The organism is Magnetospira thiophila, assembly GCF_054657015.1.
The window spans coordinates 1,889,937-1,908,348 of the sequence record NZ_BAAHXF010000001.1; the positions used below are offsets into that span (position 1 = coordinate 1,889,937).

19 protein-coding genes are annotated in these 18,412 nt (G+C 62.1%); 15 read left to right on the forward strand and 4 right to left on the reverse strand.

From position 1 onward, the window contains the following. The first annotated feature begins 89 nt into the window (after positions 1-89). From ACYQ1P_RS09040 to ACYQ1P_RS09085, 10 genes are all read left to right on the forward strand, one after another. Positions 90-2,705, forward strand: coding sequence for a bacteriohemerythrin (locus tag ACYQ1P_RS09040; protein ID WP_460020014.1), 2,616 nt, complete (start codon positions 90-92; stop codon positions 2,703-2,705). A 37-nt stretch (positions 2,706-2,742) separates the two neighbouring features. Continuing rightward, entirely contained in the window at positions 2,743-4,017 is a 1,275-nt protein-coding gene (locus ACYQ1P_RS09045) for a glutamate-5-semialdehyde dehydrogenase (protein WP_460020015.1), read from the forward strand. Then, positions 4,018-4,632, forward strand: coding sequence for a nicotinate-nucleotide adenylyltransferase (locus ACYQ1P_RS09050; RefSeq protein WP_460020016.1), 615 nt, complete (start codon positions 4,018-4,020; stop codon positions 4,630-4,632). It begins immediately after the preceding gene. Between the two features lie 47 nt (positions 4,633-4,679). Then, positions 4,680-5,015: a ribosome silencing factor gene (gene rsfS / locus ACYQ1P_RS09055; protein WP_460020017.1), complete on the forward strand. Its 336-nt coding sequence runs from the start codon at positions 4,680-4,682 to the stop codon at positions 5,013-5,015. Between the two features lie 15 nt (positions 5,016-5,030). After that, a complete protein-coding gene (gene rlmH, locus ACYQ1P_RS09060) occupies positions 5,031-5,492 on the forward strand; it encodes a 23S rRNA (pseudouridine(1915)-N(3))-methyltransferase RlmH (RefSeq protein ID WP_460020018.1) in 462 nt (153 codons plus the stop codon). A 44-nt stretch (positions 5,493-5,536) separates the two neighbouring features. Continuing rightward, positions 5,537-6,013, forward strand: coding sequence for a c-type cytochrome (locus tag ACYQ1P_RS09065; RefSeq protein ID WP_460020019.1), 477 nt, complete (start codon positions 5,537-5,539; stop codon positions 6,011-6,013). Between the two features lie 277 nt (positions 6,014-6,290). Further along, entirely contained in the window at positions 6,291-8,660 is a 2,370-nt protein-coding gene (locus ACYQ1P_RS09070) for a hypothetical protein (protein ID WP_460020020.1), read from the forward strand. Between the two features lie 115 nt (positions 8,661-8,775). Beyond that, entirely contained in the window at positions 8,776-9,915 is a 1,140-nt protein-coding gene (locus ACYQ1P_RS09075; protein ID WP_460020021.1) for a NapC/NirT family cytochrome c, read from the forward strand. Beyond that, on the forward strand, positions 9,912-10,364 hold the full coding sequence (locus ACYQ1P_RS09080; protein WP_460020022.1) for a c-type cytochrome: 453 nt from the start codon (positions 9,912-9,914) through the stop codon (positions 10,362-10,364). Before ACYQ1P_RS09075 ends, ACYQ1P_RS09080 begins: the two co-directional genes overlap by 4 nt. After that, positions 10,361-10,744, forward strand: a complete 384-nt coding sequence (locus tag ACYQ1P_RS09085) for a hypothetical protein (RefSeq protein ID WP_460020023.1) — start codon at positions 10,361-10,363, stop codon at positions 10,742-10,744. The genes ACYQ1P_RS09080 and ACYQ1P_RS09085 overlap by 4 nt, the downstream gene beginning before the upstream one ends. A gap of 2 nt (positions 10,745-10,746) precedes the next feature. Here ACYQ1P_RS09085 and ACYQ1P_RS09090 read toward each other — a convergent pair whose 3' ends face one another. After that, the gene (locus ACYQ1P_RS09090; RefSeq protein ID WP_460020024.1) at positions 10,747-11,652 is read right to left on the reverse strand and encodes a sulfurtransferase; all 906 of its coding nucleotides are present in this window, start codon (positions 11,650-11,652) and stop codon (positions 10,747-10,749) included. A 134-nt stretch (positions 11,653-11,786) separates the two neighbouring features. Here ACYQ1P_RS09090 and ACYQ1P_RS09095 point away from each other — a divergent pair, with 134 nt between their 5' ends. Then, positions 11,787-12,389, forward strand: coding sequence for a tetratricopeptide repeat protein (locus tag ACYQ1P_RS09095; protein WP_460020025.1), 603 nt, complete (start codon positions 11,787-11,789; stop codon positions 12,387-12,389). Positions 12,390-12,399: 10 nt separating this feature from the next. On the opposite strand, the gene ACYQ1P_RS09100 is transcribed toward ACYQ1P_RS09095, so the two are convergent. Beyond that, on the reverse strand, positions 12,400-14,511 hold the full coding sequence (locus ACYQ1P_RS09100; protein ID WP_460020026.1) for an HD domain-containing phosphohydrolase: 2,112 nt from the start codon (positions 14,509-14,511) through the stop codon (positions 12,400-12,402). A gap of 122 nt (positions 14,512-14,633) precedes the next feature. On the opposite strand from ACYQ1P_RS09100, the gene ACYQ1P_RS09105 reads away from it, so the two are divergent. From ACYQ1P_RS09105 to ACYQ1P_RS09115, 3 genes are read left to right on the forward strand one after another with little or no spacing between them, the layout of a single operon-like run. Further along, positions 14,634-15,275 carry a hypothetical protein gene (locus ACYQ1P_RS09105; RefSeq protein WP_460020027.1) on the forward strand — a complete coding sequence of 214 codons (642 nt, stop codon included), beginning with the start codon at positions 14,634-14,636 and terminating at the stop codon, positions 15,273-15,275. Then, a complete protein-coding gene (locus tag ACYQ1P_RS09110; RefSeq protein WP_460020028.1) occupies positions 15,272-16,045 on the forward strand; it encodes a competence/damage-inducible protein A in 774 nt (257 codons plus the stop codon). Before ACYQ1P_RS09105 ends, ACYQ1P_RS09110 begins: the two co-directional genes overlap by 4 nt. A 9-nt stretch (positions 16,046-16,054) precedes the next feature. Beyond that, positions 16,055-16,354: a hypothetical protein gene (locus tag ACYQ1P_RS09115; protein WP_460020029.1), complete on the forward strand. Its 300-nt coding sequence runs from the start codon at positions 16,055-16,057 to the stop codon at positions 16,352-16,354. A 1-nt stretch (position 16,355) separates the two neighbouring features. On the opposite strand, the gene ACYQ1P_RS09120 is transcribed toward ACYQ1P_RS09115, so the two are convergent. Next, the gene (locus ACYQ1P_RS09120) at positions 16,356-16,706 is read right to left on the reverse strand and encodes a hypothetical protein (protein ID WP_460020030.1); all 351 of its coding nucleotides are present in this window, start codon (positions 16,704-16,706) and stop codon (positions 16,356-16,358) included. Positions 16,707-16,710: 4 nt separating this feature from the next. Then, complete coding sequence (ubiA, locus tag ACYQ1P_RS09125) at positions 16,711-17,619, reverse strand: 4-hydroxybenzoate octaprenyltransferase (RefSeq protein WP_460020031.1); 909 nt, start codon at positions 17,617-17,619, stop codon at positions 16,711-16,713. Between the two features lie 71 nt (positions 17,620-17,690). Here ubiA and ACYQ1P_RS09130 point away from each other — a divergent pair, with 71 nt between their 5' ends. Continuing rightward, positions 17,691-18,410, forward strand: a complete 720-nt coding sequence (locus tag ACYQ1P_RS09130) for a 16S rRNA (uracil(1498)-N(3))-methyltransferase (protein WP_460020032.1) — start codon at positions 17,691-17,693, stop codon at positions 18,408-18,410. Positions 18,411-18,412: the final 2 nt, after the last annotated feature.

Sequence of the window (18,412 nt, forward strand, 5' to 3'; positions counted from 1 at the left end):
AATTTATGGAAAATATGCATCGCCCATATGGATAAGGAGGCTTTCGTATGATGTAATGGCTGCGACACAATGGATGAGGCTGAAATCCGATGCTCAAGATCCGCGTAGCCAATGGCCTGTATTGGGTGGACATTCCGGAGGTCGACCTGCGCATTCAGTGCGGTTGTCCGGCCGACAGCGTCAAACATCTGATCAAGCGTGGCCTCATCCAATCGGTGGAGCGCGACGGCGTGTCGTTCGAGAACGGCCCCAATGCCATTTTGTTGTCCGATACCAGCCTACAGAAAAGCGATTTCGCCAATCTGGCTGAGTTTCCGGTGCTCCAGATGCTCTATCGCCAAGGCATGCTGATTCCCGGCCATCCCAACAATCGCGGGGTCAAGCCGCTGCTCATCGGCTCCGAGGATCAGTTGCGCACCCAGATGAACTATATCTTCCGCGGCAATTACGGCTTGCAATCGGAAGTCGAATTGATCGAGGCCGGTGTTGATCCCGAGACCGCGCATCAGTGGATGCGCATGAAGCTGAAATTCGCCTTCGGCCAGATCCGCTCCTCCCGCGAATTGCTCAACACCCAGGTCCTGGACTCCCATGCGGTGGAGATCGCGCCCGGGGTGACGGTGGCCCGCCTGGGCCCCAACCTGTTCGAAATCTGCCATGGCGACGAGCGGGTCGAGGTCAATCTGGCGCTTGGCCCGTCCGAGACCTACGAAACCCCCTATCAGTTGGGCTATCACAATCTGAAGCGGGAATATTTCGCCGTCGTGCATGTGGGCGAAGGGGATGGCTGGGACGTCAACCGGCCCTCCATGGGCTCCATCTTGATGTATCAGGGGCGGATCTACCTGATCGACGCCGGGCCGAACATCGGGGCCTCTCTGCGCGCCCTGGGCATCGGCATTCAGGAGGTGGCGGGGCTGTTTCATACCCACGGCCACGACGACCATTTCGCCGGGCTGACGGCCCTGGTGCGGGCCGACCACAAAATCAAATATTATGCCACCCAGGCCGTGCGGGCCTCGGTGACCAAGAAAATCGCCGGGTTGATGGCGATCACCGAGGACAGCGTCAACGCCTTCTTCGACATCCACGATCTGACCATCGGTCAATGGAACGACGTGGAAGGTCTGGAGGTCAAGCCGATCCATTCGCCGCACCCGGTGGAGACCACGGCATTCCTGTTCCGCGCCCAGGGCGACAGCAAATACCACAGCTATGCCCATATGGCAGACATAGCCTCCTTTGCCGTGCTCGACCGCATGCTGACCGACGACGAACAGGCCCCGGGCATTTCCCGGCATAGCCTGGATGCGGTGCGCGCCGATTACCTGACCGAGGTGGATCTGAAAAAGCTGGATGTGGGGGGCGGCATGATCCATGGCTGCGCCGCAGATTTCGAAAAGGACTCCTCGGGCAAGCTCATCCTGGCCCATCGGGGGACGCCGCTCAGTCCGGACGAAAAGGAAATCGGCGGCGGCGCCCCGTTCGGCACCGTGGAAGTGCTGATCCCGGCCCTGCAAGAGTATTACTATCGGGACGCCAGCGCCTTCCTGAAAACCTATTTCCCCACGGCCAAACCGCACCAGATCGGGGCGCTGCTCAATCACGAGATCAAGACCCTCAACCCGGAATCCATCATTGCCCGCGAGGGCGAGGCCTGTACCCAGGTCTATCTGGTGCTCAGTGGTCAGGTGGAGGTGATCAAGGGCTCGAAGGGTATCCAGGGGTTGGTGGCGGCCGGGGCGCTCATCGGTGAAATCGGGGCCATTGGCGGCTACCGCTATTTCCGCACCTTCCGCACCAGCAGCTTCGTCAGTGTGCTGTGCCTGCCCGTCGAAGCCTTTCGGCGTTTCATTCGCGAGAACGGCCTGGAGTCCGAAATCAAGATTCTGGCGGGCATTCAGGAATTCCTCGAACAGACCACCACGTTCGGCGAAAACATGTCCCAAGGTGCCCTGCGACGGCTGGCGGCGGCGGTGCGGATTACCACCCTGGACCCCGGTCAGGTGGTGGACTGGCAGGACGGCGACTGGCTGAGTCTGGTGCAAAAAGGCAGCCTGGACCTCATGGTCGGTGGAGAGGTGGCGGATCAGGTCGGCCCCGGGGAGGTCTGCGGCGAGGCCTGCGTGCTCTACAATGTGGCCCCGCTATATCAGGCGGTGGCCCGGGAACCGGTCCGCATGGCGCTGATTCCGGCGGCTCTGGTGGCGGAAATTCCGGTGGCCCGCTGGAAGTTGCTGGAACTCTATCAGCGGCGCATTCACAAGCTGGTCATCTCCCCCGTTCTCGACCGGGAGGCTTTTCCCTGGTGGGACGAATACGATCTGGGCGTGATCGAGATGGACGATCAGCACCAGCGGCTGTTCGAACTGGCCAGCGAGGTGGCGGAGCATCTGAAGCACCCGACCGAGGGAGCGGCGGCAAGCACCGCCATGCGGGAGATGATCGACTATACCAACTTCCACTTCCAGTCCGAGGAAGACTTCCTCATCACCCATCGCTATCATCGCCTCGACCACCATCAGCGGGTTCACCGGCAACTGGTGCATGATGTGGTCCAGATCGGCGAGCGACTGGCCGCAGGCGAAAGAATCGGCTACGAGGAGTTCCGCAGTTTCTTCCTGTCCTGGATCGTCTATCACATCCTGGTGGAAGACCGGCGCTACGCCCGCGCTCTGGTCAGCAACGGCGAATATGCCATTTGACGGCTCCGACCCCGGGGACCTGAATGAAAGAGTTAAGATGAACGTCGAGACCCCTTTGGATATCCCGGCCCTCATGGATCGCCTCGGCAAGGCGGCCAAGGCGGCGGCGGCGCAACTGGCGGTGACCGACAGCCAGACCAAGAACCGTGCCCTGCGTGCGGCGGCCCAGGCCTTGCGCGACCAAGCCCCCTTGATCCAACAGGCCAACGGCAAGGACATGGCGGCGGGGGAGGCCAAGGGGTTGGGCAAGGCCCTGCTCGACCGCCTGCTGCTCACCGAAGGGCGCATCGAGGCCATGGCCACCGGGCTGGAACAGATCGCCGACCTGGACGATCCCATCGGCACCGAACTGGCCCGCTGGCAGCGCCCCAATGGCCTGGACATCGCCCGGGTGCGGGTGCCTTTGGGCGTCATCGGCATCATCTACGAAAGCCGTCCCAACGTGACCGCCGACGCCGGGGCCTTGTGCCTGAAAGCCGGAAACGCCGCCATCTTGCGCGGCGGGTCGGAGAGCTTTCATTCTTCGTCCGCCATCCTGAAGTGTTTGCAGCACGGGCTGGCCGAGGCCGGACTGCCCGAAACCTGCATCCAGATGATCCCGACCACCGACCGCGCCGCCGTCGGCATTATGCTGACCCTGAGCCAATATATCGACGTCATCGTGCCGCGCGGCGGCAAGGGGCTGATCGAGCGGGTGACGGCGGAAAGCCGCATCCCCCTGTTCAAGCATCTGGACGGCATCTGTCATACCTACATCGACCGCGCCGCCGATGCGCAAAAAGCCCGCACCGTCGCCTTCAACGCCAAGATGCGGCGCCCCGGCATCTGCGGCGCTACCGAGACCATCCTCATCGACCGCCCGGTGCTCGAAAGCCATCTGCCCGGCTTGCTCGACGATCTGATCGCTGCCGGGTGCGAGGTGCGCGGCGACGCTGCCGTGCGCGCCCTGGACGACCGGGTGATTCCGGCCAACGACGCCGACTGGGACACCGAATACCTGGATGCCATCGTCTCGGTGAAAGTGGTCGACGGGGTGGCCGGAGCCATCGACCATATCAACCTCCATTCGTCGCAGCATACGGAAAGCATCATCACCGAGGACGCGGCGGCGGCGGAAAAATTCTTCGCCGAAATCGACAGCGCCATCTTGATGCTCAACGCCTCGACCCAGTTCGCCGATGGCGGCGAATTCGGCATGGGGGCGGAAATCGGCATTTCCACCGGCAAGATGCATGCCCGGGGACCGGTCGGGGTGGAACAACTCACCAGCTTTAAGTACCTAGTGCGCGGCAACGGGCAGACGCGGCCCTAGATGGATCACGGACGCCTTCGCATCGGGTTGCTCGGGGGTTCGTTCAACCCGGCCCATGCGGGACACCTGCATATCAGCCGCGAAGCCCTCAGGCGGCTCGACCTGGATCGGATCTGGTGGATGGTGTCGCCGCAGAACCCGCTGAAGGACCCGCAGGGCATGGCCCCGCTGGCCGACCGCCTGGCCTCGGCCCGGGACATGGCCCGCGACCCGCGCATTGTTGTCACCGACATTGAGTCCCATTTGGGCACCCGACACACCGCCGTCACCCTTGCCCGACTGACCCGGCACTTTCCCCGCTATCGTTTCGTTTGGCTGATGGGAGCCGACAACCTGATCCAGATTCCGCGCTGGCGGCAATGGACACAGATCTTTCATCGCGTTCCCGTTGCGGTTTTCGCCCGTTCCACTTATGATCTTAAGGCCTTGTCCGGCGCGGCGGCCAAACGGTTCGCCCAGGCGCGGATCGGTGAGGGGGCGGCCCGGCATTTGGCGGTTCAACCTCTTCCCGCCTGGACGTTTTTGATGATCCGCCGCCACCCGGCTTCGGCGACGGCCCTCCGGACCCAACAGGGTCCTCACCAGACGACGGACAGGAAAGGAAACGACAGATAACCAAGACAGCAAAAGGTCTTCCCTCGGCCGAGGAAATTCTGGCCCTGGTGGAAAAGCAATTGGATGACGACAAGGCGGAAAATGTGATCGTCATCGACCTCATCGGCAAGACCGCCCTGGCGGATTACATGGTCATTGCCACCGGTGGCTCGCAACGGCAGTTGAGCGCCATGAGCTTTCATCTCCGGGAAAATCTGAAAAAACTGGGCGTGCCTTCCATTTCCACGGAAGGCGAGCAGCAGGGCGACTGGGTCCTTTTGGATGCCGGTGACGTGCTGGTGCATTTGTTCCGCCCGGAAGTCCGATCCTTCTACAATCTGGAAAAGATGTGGGGATTGGATGCGCCGAGCCCGCGGGCCTCGGCGGGGGCGGGCATGGTTTAGTCCCGGCCACCCGGCATGAAGATCACCCTTGTTGCGGTCGGGCGCTTCGGCTCCGGCCATGGGGAAGAGCGCCGTCTGTTCGAGCGCTATAGCAAGCGACTGCCCTTTGCTCTCGACCTGCGCGAGGTGGAGGAGAAAAGACCTCTGCCCGCCGCCCAGCTTCAGGCCCGCGAAGCCGAGTTACTGCGCGCCGCTGTCCCCGCCGGAGCCTTGTTGGTCGCCCTGGACGAAAAGGGCAAGTCCCTCACCACCCGGGCCTTTTCCGAGAAATTCGAACAATGGCGCCACCTGGGCCGCGACATTGCCTTCGTCATCGGCGGGGCCGACGGTTTGCACGAAAATGTCCGCCAAAAAGCCGACCTGCTGCTGTCCCTGGGGCCGATGACCTGGCCCCACCTAATGGTCCGCGCGCTGATCGCCGAGCAGATCTATCGCGCCCATTGCATCCTGACCGGACACCCCTACCACCGGGATTGAGCTTGTCCTATACTTCTCCCGTTCCAGGTTCGAGGGAGGCAACAATGCGCACCAAATGGCCGTTTGCAGTTTTCGCGCTGGTCGTGGTCGGCGTGGTCGGCGTCTATGCCAACGCGATCCTGAGCGGCCCGCCCATGCGGCCCGGCGACCCGGAAGACCTGGCCCAGGTGGCGCGCGGCAAGACCCTCTATGCCGAGACCTGCGCCACCTGTCACGGGGCCAACCTGGAAGGCGAAACCCCCGACTGGCGTCGCCGCAAGGAAGACGGCACCCTGCCCGCGCCGCCCCACGATACCAGCGGCCATACCTGGCACCACGACGACCCTTTGCTGTTTTCCTATATCAAACAAGGCGGTCAGGCTTTGATGCCCGCCGGGGTGGTCAGCGGCATGCCGCCGTTCGGCGAAAAACTCAGCGATGTCGACATCTGGGCCGTGCTCGCCTTCATCAAGAGCCATTGGACCCTCGAGGCCCGGCAGCGGCAGGAGGACATCACCCGTCACGCCGCCTCCCGCGGATAGCCCTTCGACCTGCTTTCAATTCGCTGCCGTCGCTTCGATCATTGAACGAATCGTTCAATCAGCCGTGACCCTATACGAACGTTTTATCCATATTTTTTTTATGGTTAACTGAGCGGCAAAGTCGGAAACTCATCTTATCCTATTGTTATATAAAGACAATAATTCACTCATAAACTGAGGTGTAATTTGGCATGCCTCTTGCGGCTTGTGGTCGGCAATGTGCTTGCAAACCATCACCCGGCTTCGTTGGGAAGCCAACCACCTCACGGGGGATTACATGAAACGACTGATGATGATTGCGGCAGCGTTCCTGCTTATGGGCAGCAGCGCGGCTATGTCGGCCGTTCCCGATAAAGTGATGCCGAATGTGGCCAAGGAGAAGGGTTGCCTTTCCTGTCACGAAGGCGTTGAGCGCTTTAGCGAAGGCGACATGCAGAAGGACATCGAGAAGTTCGGTGCCCAATACGGCGATAAGGATGGCTGTACTGTCTGTCACGGCGGGAACAACATGGGCCTGACCAAGGAAGAGGCCCACGCGGGCGCGCCTTCCATGCTGACCAGCAAGGGCGGTCCCGATAATTTCTATCCCGATCCCGGTTCCTTGTGGATTTCCGACCGCGCCTGCGGCCAGTGCCACACCGGCTACAAGGATCGTCTGGAAAAGGCTTTGATGAATACCGAAGCCGGCAAAATTCAGGGCAACCTGTGGTCTTGGGGTATCCAGAAGGACATGAAGGTCGTCTATGGCAACTATGACCTGGTCGACGAGGACGGGATCGTCCCGGCGGTCGGCACCGACGCCTACAAGAAGTACATGACCGCCATGGCCAAGGCCCATCCGGACCAGTACCCCCGGAAGCTCAAGCAGATCCCGGAAGTCAATGTGGACGAGATCTCCAAGCATCCGAATCTGGCCGGTATCACCTACTCCCGTCAGGAATGCCAGCGTTGTCACGTCGGCATCCGTGGTCGTGAGCGTCGGGGGGATTATCGCGGCTCCGGCTGCTCTTCTTGCCACGTTCCCTATTCCAACGATGGCTTCTACGAGGGCAACGACCCGACCGTCGACAAGATGCAGCGCGGTCACATGCTGACCCACCAGATGCAGGCCACCCGCAAGACCAAAGTCCATCTGGGCGACAAGGAATATTCCGGTATTCCGGCCGAGACCTGTGTGTCCTGCCATAACCGTGGCAAGCGCGCCGGTGTGTCGTACCAAGGCCTGATGGAGTTCCCCTATGGGTCTCCGTTCAACGCCCAGGGCGGCAAGCAGTCCAAGCTGCACACCAAGCAATATATGTTCATCAAGGCCGACCTGCACCATGAGGTCAATTCCATTGAGGGCAACCCCAAGGGCGGTATGTACTGCCAGGATTGCCATACCTCGATCGACATTCATGGCGACGGCAACATTCCTGGGACGACCTTGGCCCAAGTGGAAATCGAATGCGAAGATTGCCACGGCACGGTCAAGAAATATCCCTGGGAGCTGGCCATCGGTCGCGGCGAGGAATTTGGTGAAGCAACGGCCGAAGAAGGTCGCGGCCTGACCAAGGAACTGCCGAAATTCATGATGGACGGGACCGTGTACGAGCCCGAGGACGGTTATCTGTTGACCGCCCGCGGCAATCCGCTCGGCAACGTGGTCAAGCGCGGCGATGAAGTCTGGCTGCACTCGGCCACCGGACTGGACTTCCGGGTGCCGGTGTTGAAGGAAATCGACAAAAAGGCATCCTACAAGAGCACCATGGCCAAGGTTGCCATGGGCAACATCGCCAAGCACCAGGAAACCATGGAATGCTATGCCTGTCATGCCGACTGGGCACCGCAATGCTATGGCTGTCACGTCACCATGGACTATTCCAAGGACAAGGAAGGCAAGCCCAAGATGAACGCCGACTGGATATCCAACGCCAATGCGCGGGATCCGAAAACCGGCCTCACCGGGGACCATCCTCTTGGAACCAGCGGCATCAAGTCTGCGGGCAAGGCTTCTGAAACCCGTTCCTACCTGCGGTGGGAAACCCCGACCCTGGGGATCAACGGTGAAGGTCGCGTCAGCCCGATGATGCCGGGTTGCCAGGTCATCACCACGGTGATCGATAAGGACGGCGTGACCGTTGCCGAGAACGTCATCAACATGACGCCCGAAGGCAAGGGTCTCGATCATGCCGCCGTGCAGCCTCATACGGCCGGTCGCAAGGCCCGTCCGTGCGAAAGCTGCCACGACAATCCCAAGGCTCTGGGTTACGGCTTCGAAGGTGGCCGCTTCACCCTGGGGTATGAAAAGGGATACACGGTCGATCTCGCCGCCGGTGACGGCTCTATCCTGCCCGGCAAGACCACGGTTCAGATCCCGGCCATTCCGGCCCTCGATCACGACCTGTCCGCCATCATCGACAAGGATGGCAAGCAGCTCGTTTCGGTGGGGTCGCACTGGCCGCTGACCGGGCCGCTTCCGGAGAAGGTGCGTATGTCCGTGGATAAGGCTGGCGTTTGCCAGGCTTGCCACGAAGAACGCTACAACCCGGAATTCTGGGCCAAGGTGACCGAAGAAGGCACCTATGACAGCGATGAGCACAACGACATGGTGAAGGCCGCGTTGGAGGCTTATGCCGCCAAGCGGGCCATGAAGATGTCCAAGTGATCATGGCTCGATCCATATAACACAGGGGAGCCGGTCCGGTGGGGCTGGCTCCCTTCTCTTCCTTTAAGATATAAAATTAATCTGATTAGTAAAAAAACCGTTCCGAGGGTATCCGATGAAGACGATATGGACATGGTTCTGGGGTTCCAGCCACCGATACTTTTTCGCGGGCGTGCTGTTCATCGCCGGGGTGATCGTATGGGGGGGATTCAACACCGTCATGGAATACACCAACAAAATGGAATTCTGTGTCGGCTGTCACGAGATGCGCGATAATGTCTTTGCCGAATACCAACAAACGATCCACTACACCAACCGTTCCGGCGTGCGGGCAATTTGTTCCGACTGCCATGTGCCCAGGGAATGGGTGCCCAAGATCCTACGCAAGATCCGCGCTTCCAACGAACTTTATCATTGGGCAATGGGAACCATCGACACCCCCGAGAAATTCAATGCCCACCGGCTCCAACTGGCGAAAAGCGTCTGGTCCGAGATGCGGCAAAATGAGTCCCATGAATGCCGCAACTGCCATTCCTTCGAGGCCATGCACTGGGATAAGCAGGGCAACCGGGCGCAAAAGACCATGAAAATCGCGGTCAAGGAAGGACTGTCCTGCATCGAATGCCACAAGGGCATTGCCCACAAACTGCCGGATCTGGAACCGGCCTTCGCCGCCTTGGGTGAGTCATTGACGGCCCAATCGGCCAAGGAAACCCTGTCCGGCGAAGTTCATACCTTCTCGGCTAAAAGCCTGACCCTGGACAAGGACGGCAGTGGCAAGGTTGCCGAGGTGGAGCCGCTGACCACCCTGACAGTGCTGGAAACCGATGGCGACCGGATCAAGGTGCGCCTCATCGCCTGGGACCGCGAGGGCAGTCTCCAGCTTTATGCCAAACCGGGACCGCAGATGCAGGTCGCCAAGGTCGGCATCGACGGCATGGATCTCCTCAAGCCGAAAGCCGAATTCATCGACAAGGAAACTGAACTCACCTGGCATCAGGTCAGCCTCGAAGGCTGGACCACCCGCGACGGCCTGACCCTCAATCGAGATGCCGCCTGGGGCTATGCCGAGGAGATGTGGGCCCTGGACTGCAATCTCTGTCACAACCAGATCGCCCGCCAGGAATACAACGCCTATGAATGGGGCAAACAGATGCTGGCCATGCGCCGCTTCACCAAGCTGACCCCGGAACAACAGGCGGTGGTCTTGAAATACGTGCAGGCAGGATCGTCCGATATGGTGAAGGCCCCATGAGGCCGTTCATCCTGGGTTTGGGCTTGGCAGCCGTGCTGGCCGCCACGCCACCGGTTTTCGCCGCCGACCCTCTGGGTCTGTTCATCGGTCGGGTGCAGGCCATGAAAAGCATGAAGGACGCCATGGGCACCATCGGCGGCGCGGTCAGCCGGGGTGAGGCGACCGACCCGGCCATGTTCGCCTATCCGGTCAAGATCCTGACCATGGCCAGCCGTCGCGTCGCCCATGTGTTTCCCGAAGGCAGCACCCATCCGGAATCGAAAGCCCGCCCGGAAGTTTGGAGCGACCGGGCCGGGTTCGAAAAGGCCGCCGAGCGCGCGGTCACCGCTGCGGAGGCGCTTCAGGCGGCGGTCGAAAGCGGCGAGGGGGATCAATTGGCCAAAGCCTTCGACGGGCTCTTTTCCGCCTGTAAGAATTGCCACGAAAGCTATCGGATCGACAAAAAATGAAATTCTTACTGCTCACGACTCTGTTTTTTCTGGGCACCCTTGGTATCGTCCGAGCCAGCGACGTGACCGCCCAGCGGCCGATCACCGGTGACCAAGACGCCCCGACAGTCTGCGAAGAAACCTGTAGCGCCTACAAATGCGGCTGGTCCGGCGAATGGCGTCACGGCACGGATGGGGCGGCAGATGTATGTGATTGCGGCATTGAGCGCACGCGCATGATTCCAGGCGGCACCTTCCGGTCGGCGGCAGAGGCGGCCCAGGGCTGCAACGAGGTTTGCGACCTCAACGAGGACAAGTGGGACGGGCAGTGGAGTCCCGTGCCCGGCGGCTTTGCCACCTGCGGCTGTCGGCATGTGGCCGAATACTGCCCGACCGACTAACCTTAACCGATGGCGCCGCCCATATCGTTGGAGGGGTTGAAAATATCCCGATGCTGATTGCTCCATTGAATCATCGACCCGTCGAACAGCCGCACATCCGGCAGGCCCATGATCTCGCGCACCGCGAACCAGCCAATGGCGGCCCGATAGCCCATATCGCTGAACAGCACCACCGGCCCGGGCGGCGTCCCCAGGGTATCGGCAAAGATCCCGCGCAGATGGGACAGCTTCCGGAAATGACCGGTTTGCGGATCGACGAAGGCTCCGGGTGGAAAGCTCACCGCATCGAGAATGGTGCCCGCTTGCCTCACCAGCGGATGAGTCACCTCTCCCATGAAGGCCGAAGTGGATCGCAGGTCAATGGGCGGTGTGCCGTAACTCTCCCCGGCCCGGACCTCATCAATGCTCGCCAACCCCTGCTGGATTGGCGTGGCATGGTAGTCGGTGGGATCAAGAGGCGGGGCCAGGCTTTGCGTCGGCCCTCCCTGCGCCACGTAGCCCGGCAGACCGCCATCGAGCAGATACAGACTCTGGTGGCCGAGCATGCGCAGGCTCCAAAATATCCGCGTCGCAGCAGCATAGCCGTTGTCATCGGTGGTGGTGGGCACAATGACCACCGTTGTCGTTTCGGATATGCCCAGGCCGCCGACGGTGCGGGCCAGCGCCTCCGGGGGCGGCAGCATCCCCGGCAGCCCTTCGTAGTCCACGGTCCAGCCCTCGCTGGCGTAGTGGGTGACCACGGCCTGCGGCAGGTGCTCGTCGCCGGGATCGACCCCCGGAGCGACCACTTCCAGCAGCACCGCCCCGGACAGGCGCGACAGGTCCGCCGGTTTGATCAGGGTCTGATCCGGGTCCGCCAGGGCGGGGGTTGTGCACAACAGCAACAGCAAAGCAAGGGTGCGTAACATGGGACAGCCGATCCAATTGTTATATTATATGCCCCATCTTTCCCTGCCACGCCCGCCGTGGCAAGTCACCTGACCGTCCTCAGAGTTCAAAAGTCCGTGAGACAGCAAAGGAACCGAAGACCATGATCCGCTGGATGACATTTATTGCCCTGACCGTGATTCTTTCCGCTCCGGCCCAGGCGGGCGTTGCCGAGGGACTGGCCGCCGTCGAGAGCGGCGACTATGAAACGGCGCTCAAGGAATTCAGCCTCGCCGCCACCCACGGCGACCCGGAGGCGGCCTATAACATGGGGGCACTCTATCAGTTGGGGCAGGGCGTCGAGCGCTCCGAGGCCGAGGCATTGAAGTACTATCGGCAGGCGGCGACCGGCGGCAGCAGGGACGGCCAATTCGCGCTGGGCAGCTTCTATCACCGGGGCAAGGGCTGGCTGCAAAAGGACCCGGATCAGGCGGTGTACTGGTACGAAAAGGCGGCCGAACAGGGCAGTATCGCCGCCCAATATAACCTGGGCATGATGTTCGCCACCGGCGAAGGGGTGGCCGTCGCCTACGGCTCCAATCCTGATTACGTGAAGGCTTTTTCCTGGTTCAGTATCGTGCGCCGCAACGTCGAGACCGACGAGGACCGGGCCAAGGTGGATGTGACCTTAGGGGAACTGAAGGAACATATGACCGACGGCCAACTGGCCCGCGCCAACGAACTGGTCGAGGATTGGTGGGGCAAGTTCGGCAAATAGGTCCGCTTCCTCAGCCTTCCGGGGCGGCGCGGAAGTGAGCCCAGGTTTCGCGACCGTCCCGGTTCTCCAGGTAATGCACCAGGGCGAGCACGGCCTTGCGGTCGAACTTCTTGTCCGCCTCCTCGATCAGGATGGATTCCACCTTCTCGAAGGTGAAGGCCTCGCGGTAGGCACGCGGGCTCAACATGCCGACAAAGGTATTGGCCACGGCGACGATGCGCGCCGGAAGCACGATGGACTCGCCGCTCAGTCCGCGCGGCCCGCTGCCATCCCAGGATTCGCCGATCTGGCGCAGGGTATCGACCACCGGCCCCTCGAACTCGACCTTCTCGATCATCTCGGCGCTGACCTCCACCGAATTGGCCAACAGATCGCGCTCCTCGGGCGACAATTGGCCGGTCTTGGTGAGCAGGTCGGTGGGAATGAAGATCTTGCCCAGATTCATCAGCCGTCCGGCCAGATCGGCGGTGGACTGGGTGATCTCGTCCAGGCCCATCTCCCCGGCCACGGCCCGCGCCACTTCGGCGACCCGTGACGAATGGTGGGCCGAGAACGGATCGCGTCGATCCACCACCCCGACCAGGGTATCGACCAACTGCATCAGGCGGCGCTTGGAACGTTCGGTCTCCAGGGTCAGGTCGGTAATGTCGTCGAGAATGGTCAACGAGGCCGGCGGATAATCCCGGTCACCACGCAGCGGCACATGGGCCGAGCGGTACCAATAGGGCTGTCCATCCTGATCGTGGAACGTGCGCAGGGCGCGTTCAGGGGTGAATGACTCGATCACCCGGCCATTGATCTCCGCATAGGTACCGGCCTTGATCGGCCCGTACACCGAGGTCATGGTCTTGCCCAGCATATCCTCGGGCTTCATGCCCGCCACATCTGCGGCGGTCTTGTTGGCGAAGGTGAAGCGGCCTTCCGCATCGACGGCCATGATCTCGGTGGGCTGGCTGTCGGTCACCACGCGCATGAACTTGACCATGTTTTCGAAGCGCTCGGCGGCGATCTTGAAGCGGGTCGCCGCCTGCGCCGCGCGCACCGAGGTGCCGTGACGCCAGACCGCAACGATGGTGATGAGAATGCCGACGATGAGCAGGATGAACACGGTGAAGATGGTATTCAGCCGTTCTTCCACCTGGGCCAGGGCCTCCTCGCGCGAGACCTTGCGGATCAATGTCCAGGGGGTATCGGCAATGGCGCGGGCGGTGATCAACGCCTCGGCGCCACTGTAATCGCGCCCGACCAGAAATCCGCCGGGGGTCTGGAGCCCGAACGCCGCCCCCAGCTTCGGGGTGTCCAGCGCCAGACTGAGCTTCAACGGGGCGGTGCCATCGGCCAGCGGCGACAGATAGGTGACCGTATTGCCATCGGCCCGCACCAGATAGGATTCCGCCGTCTTGGCAATCTCGCCGGGCTGCTTGAGGCGCTTGAACAGCCCCTCATCGACCACCCGCACTCCCATGACAACGCCGATTCCCTTGCCGTCGGGATCATCCTGCAAGCCATAGACCGGCAGCGCAAAGCCCATGGTCACCGGCCCGGCCTGGGACGGAAACATGTCGATTAGCGTCGGTTTGCCGGACAGGGCCTGATGGAACGCGGCAATCAGCGGCTCGTCGAAGGCGGGCATGCCCGGAGTCACGGCCAGGGCATCACCGGTGGCAGCAATCAGCGCCATCCCGGCCATTCCCGGCTGACCGACGTTGGAGGTCTCGGCGGCCAGCGAGGGCGGGCTGGAGAAGCCTTCCCGCTCGGCGGTGGCGACCAGCAGATTGAGCATGTACCCGGCCTGCGCCGCTTCGTCGGTCACCGCCAGACGGTCCCAGTCGGCCATGGCCAGTTCGGAAATATAGAGTTGCAGCGATTCGTTGGTCGCCAGTTCCCGAATGACGGTGAAATTGCTCTCGACCCATTCGGCGACGGCGGCGGCACGGCTGTCGGCGACGATGCCGAGCCGGACTTGCCATTCCTGCTGCGCCCGAACGCGCTCGGAATCGACGAATCGGTAAGCGAAAAACACGCCGATCACCGCCACGGCGGTCAACAGGCCCAGCGCCCCCCAGATCATGTTGCGTATGCGGCGGCGGTCCACGGCGTCTTCATGGGAAATCTTGGCCATTGGTCCCTCTATGGTCGTTTGGTTCGATGGTAAGGGATTGGAAGCCGTTCGCCAACTGCCGAGACAGCTTCGAGGCATGGAATTTCGGTGGACAGCCCCCTCCGCCCATCGGAAAATAGGATATGCGCTCCCAGGTTCGATCCTTTTTGCTACTCTTGGCCCTCCCCCTGATGCTGGGCGGATGCGGCGATCCCCTGCCCACGGCGGGGCTTCATGCGGAATTGCCCGATGCCCCCAACCGGGCCTCCCGATACCTGTTTCTGCTCGGCCCCCCCGGCGATCCCATGACCCAGCCCGGTCAGGCCCTGGCGGATCGCGGTCTGTTGGTGGTTGCACCGACCGAAGGCGGAAGAGGCATTTCCCGACCGGTCAGGGTCCGCCACTGGATTCGCGAGTTGCTGGCCCTCGGCGTCCCGGCGGACCGACTCGCTGTGGTCGGTTTCGGGCTCGGCGGGGACGAGGCGCTGGAGATTTCGGCGCTGGTCAAGATGGGTGATCTGTCGTTTGTCTTGATCGGCACCTGCGCGCTTGGCGACGCCCAACGGGAAGAGCAGTTTCAGAGCCTGATCGAAACCCTGGGCACCAGCCTGCGCGGCCGCCTGCTCTCCCTGCGGGCCGAGACAGGCGCGCAAAGTGGGTCCTGTGCCGCGCTGTTCGAGCGCTCGCCGTTCGCCGAAACCTGGGAAAGCAGCTATGCGGAAACCGATTGGCTGACTCCGCTGCTCGACTGGATCGGCCTGAAAGAGACGCCGTCCAAGCCATGACCAAGACGGGTCGTCCCACCGCCGCCTTCCTGATCATCGGCAACGAAGTGCTTTCCGGCCGCACCCGCGACGCCAACCTGCCCTTTCTCGCAACCCGTCTGACCGGCCAAGGCATCGACTTGATCGAGGTGCGGGTCCTGCGCGATGTGGAATCAGAAATCGTCGCGGCGATCAATGCCTGCCGCCGGGCTTTTGATCTGGTGTTCACCAGCGGCGGCATCGGGCCGACCCACGACGACATCACGGCGGCCGCCATCGCTAAAGCATTCGAAATTTCCCTGTGTCTGGACCCCCGGGCCGAGGCCCTGCTGCGCCGCCATTACAAGCCCGAGGACATCAACCCGGCGCGGCTGAAAATGGCCCACCTCCCCGAAGGGGCCGAGCTGATCCTCAATCCGGTCAGTCAGGCTCCGGGGTTTCGTTTACAAAATGTCTATGTGATGGCCGGGGTACCGCGCATTTTCGAGGCCATGTTCGACGGCATCAAGGACACCCTGCCTGGCGGCACGCCCCGATTATCACGGACCGTGGCGGTCTATCTGCCCGAAGGCCAGTTGGCCGAACCGCTGGCCCGGGTGCAGGACCAATTCCCGCAGGTGGAAATCGGCAGCTATCCCTTTGCCCGTGACGGACGGCTGGGGGCGGCGCTGGTCGCCCGTACCCCCGATGCCGAGGATCTAGAAGGTGTGGTGGCGGCGCTGGTACACATGATCCACGATCTGGGCGGCGAACCGCTGCTCGATGAAGATCCGCGCAGCCGATTTTTATGAGGCTCCATTATGGACTGGTTGAACAAAATCCATCATCCCCGCCCCCCGGCCTCACCTTGGGACCGACTGAGCCGTCCCCATGTCCATGCGTTGCGGTTTCTCGGACGGCATCTGCTCTACGGCCTCGCCGCCGGTTGGTCCCTGGGCGGCCTGATGCTCTATGCGGACATGGGCGGGCTATGGACCATGATCAGCGCCTCGGAGGACGGCTTCTTGTTCTTTTTTCTGCTGTTCTTCGGTCTCAGCGTGACCTTTGGCAGTGTCGGCATGGGCTATGGCATCATGAGCCTGGGCCAGGAGTGGGATTAACTCATTTTCGCCGACGATGGCGCTCCTGTAAGCCGCGCAGCAGAAAATAGGTGGTGGTGCCGACACAGGCGGCCATCAACACCGGGAACCATCCGGCGATTCCCGCCGCCATCCCCATGCCAAGCCCCTTGCCGGTCATATAGGTGCCGCCCGCCGCCCCGGCTGTTATCGCCCCATGTTGTGCCGCCAGGCCCACCCCCAGCCCGGCATGACCGGCCCCGGCAGCGGCGGCCTTGCCGGCCATGCCATGGGCCACAGGACTCCCCGAGGGCGTCACCTGTTTAGCCGCATTCAGTGCCTTTTTGGCAATGTCCAGCGGGTCGTCGTTCTTGCGGGTTTTGTCTTTTGTCATGGAATTATCCGATCAGCTTCGCGGTGATGATTCCGGCCAGAAGCAGCAGCCCGAAATCACGATTAGCTTTGAACTTGCGCAGGCAGTCGGGGGGGTCGTCGATATTGACGGCGCGGGCCTGCCAGCCCAGATGCAGGCCGCCCAGGGCCAAACCGACCCAGAACGGCCAGCCCAAATTTACCAGCACACCGACCACAGCCAACAAAAGCAGAGTCAGGCCATAAAAAACCACCAGCCAGGACCGGGTCGCGTTCCCCAGCCGCAAGGCCGTGGACTTGACCCCGACAATCAAATCATCGGCCTTGTCCTGATGGGCATAGATGGTGTCATAGCCCAGGGTCCAGAAGAAACCGGCGGCGTAAAGGACCCCGGCCGCCGGTGGCAGATCCCCGGTCACAGCCGCCCAACCCATCAAAGCCCCCCAATTGAAGGTCAACCCGAGAAAGGCTTGCGGCCAATAGGTGATGCGTTTCATGAACGGATAGGTAAAAACAAGAATCAGCGACGCGACACCCACGGCCACGGCGAAGGCATTGAATTGTAGCAGGATCGACAACCCCAACAACAATTGCAGCCCGAGAAAAACCAGCGCCCGGAACAGCGACACCGCGCCACTGGCAATGGGCCGGTCGGCGGTGCGGGCCACCCGGGCGTCAAAATCCCGGTCAACGAAATCGTTAAAGGTGCAACCCGCGCCGCGCATCACCAAGGCACCGACGGCAAACAGCGCCATCAACCAAACGTCCGGCGCGCCCTCAGCGGCCAGGGCGGTGCTCCACCAGCAGGGCAGCAACAACAGCCAAGTGCCAATGGGACGATCGAGCCGCATCAGCCGCAGATAGGGCCGCGCCGCCGGGGGTGTCCAGCGGTCGATCCAGTTGCCGCGCGGGATATCGGTGGCCAGACTGCTCATGGCGCGGTTTTATCACCGACCGGGGATGAAAATAAAGAGGTCAACGTGCGTCCGCCCGGCTATCATGGGTCATGGCCAGAACCCCGACCCGACTTTATGTGACCGACGACCTGACGGCAGGACAATCCATCAGCCTGCCGCCATCGCAGGCCCATTACCTGCATGGGGTGCTGCGTTTGAGCCCGGGCGACTCGCTGCATCTGTTCAACGGGCGGGAGGGCGAATGGCTGGCCGAGTTGCGCGACATGTCCAAAAAGCAGGCGCGCCTGGAGGTCACCACGCAGACTCGCCCCCAGATGCCCGAGCCCGGCCCGTGGCTGTTGTTCGCCCCATTAAAGAAGGATCGCACCGACTTTCTGGTCGAAAAAGCAACCGAACTGGGAGCGGCGGCCCTGTGGCCGGTGTTCACCCGTCATACGGTGGCGGCGCGGGTCAATCAGGAACGGTTGCGGGCACAGGTCATCGAGGCGGCGGAGCAATGCGGGCGGCTGACCCTGCCCGAACTCATCCCGCCGCTGACCCTGAACAACCTGGAACGGGCCTGGGACCCGGCCCGACCGCTGTGGATCGCCGACGAATCTCGAACCGGCACCCCTTTGAAAGACTTAGATGTTTCTGCCGCTCCTGGTATTCTGATCGGGCCGGAGGGCGGTTTCGCCGAGGCGGAGCTTGACCTGCTCCGGCGTCTGCCGTTTGCTGTGCGCGTTTCCCTCGGACCGCGACTCCTGCGCGCCGAAACGGCGGCCCTGGCGGCGCTGGCCGGATGGCAGGCACTGGCGGATGATCAATAAGG

Coding starts and splice junctions, on each gene's coding strand:
- ACYQ1P_RS09095 (WP_460020025.1), top strand. CDS start 11,787: ATGACATTTATTGCCCTGACCGTGATTCTTTCCGCTCCGGCCCAGGCG.
- ACYQ1P_RS09100 (WP_460020026.1), bottom strand. CDS start 14,511: ATGGCCAAGATTTCCCATGAAGACGCCGTGGACCGCCGCCGCATACGC.
- ubiA (WP_460020031.1), bottom strand. CDS start 17,619: ATGAGCAGTCTGGCCACCGATATCCCGCGCGGCAACTGGATCGACCGC.
- ACYQ1P_RS09065 (WP_460020019.1), top strand. CDS start 5,537: ATGCGCACCAAATGGCCGTTTGCAGTTTTCGCGCTGGTCGTGGTCGGC.
- ACYQ1P_RS09045 (WP_460020015.1), top strand. CDS start 2,743: ATGAACGTCGAGACCCCTTTGGATATCCCGGCCCTCATGGATCGCCTC.
- ACYQ1P_RS09075 (WP_460020021.1), top strand. CDS start 8,776: ATGAAGACGATATGGACATGGTTCTGGGGTTCCAGCCACCGATACTTT.
- ACYQ1P_RS09080 (WP_460020022.1), top strand. CDS start 9,912: ATGAGGCCGTTCATCCTGGGTTTGGGCTTGGCAGCCGTGCTGGCCGCC.
- ACYQ1P_RS09085 (WP_460020023.1), top strand. CDS start 10,361: ATGAAATTCTTACTGCTCACGACTCTGTTTTTTCTGGGCACCCTTGGT.
- ACYQ1P_RS09040 (WP_460020014.1), top strand. CDS start 90: ATGCTCAAGATCCGCGTAGCCAATGGCCTGTATTGGGTGGACATTCCG.
- ACYQ1P_RS09105 (WP_460020027.1), top strand. CDS start 14,634: ATGCGCTCCCAGGTTCGATCCTTTTTGCTACTCTTGGCCCTCCCCCTG.
- ACYQ1P_RS09115 (WP_460020029.1), top strand. CDS start 16,055: ATGGACTGGTTGAACAAAATCCATCATCCCCGCCCCCCGGCCTCACCT.
- ACYQ1P_RS09130 (WP_460020032.1), top strand. CDS start 17,691: ATGGCCAGAACCCCGACCCGACTTTATGTGACCGACGACCTGACGGCA.
- ACYQ1P_RS09050 (WP_460020016.1), top strand. CDS start 4,018: ATGGATCACGGACGCCTTCGCATCGGGTTGCTCGGGGGTTCGTTCAAC.
- ACYQ1P_RS09120 (WP_460020030.1), bottom strand. CDS start 16,706: ATGACAAAAGACAAAACCCGCAAGAACGACGACCCGCTGGACATTGCC.
- rlmH (WP_460020018.1), top strand. CDS start 5,031: ATGAAGATCACCCTTGTTGCGGTCGGGCGCTTCGGCTCCGGCCATGGG.
- ACYQ1P_RS09070 (WP_460020020.1), top strand. CDS start 6,291: ATGAAACGACTGATGATGATTGCGGCAGCGTTCCTGCTTATGGGCAGC.
- ACYQ1P_RS09110 (WP_460020028.1), top strand. CDS start 15,272: ATGACCAAGACGGGTCGTCCCACCGCCGCCTTCCTGATCATCGGCAAC.
- ACYQ1P_RS09090 (WP_460020024.1), bottom strand. CDS start 11,652: ATGTTACGCACCCTTGCTTTGCTGTTGCTGTTGTGCACAACCCCCGCC.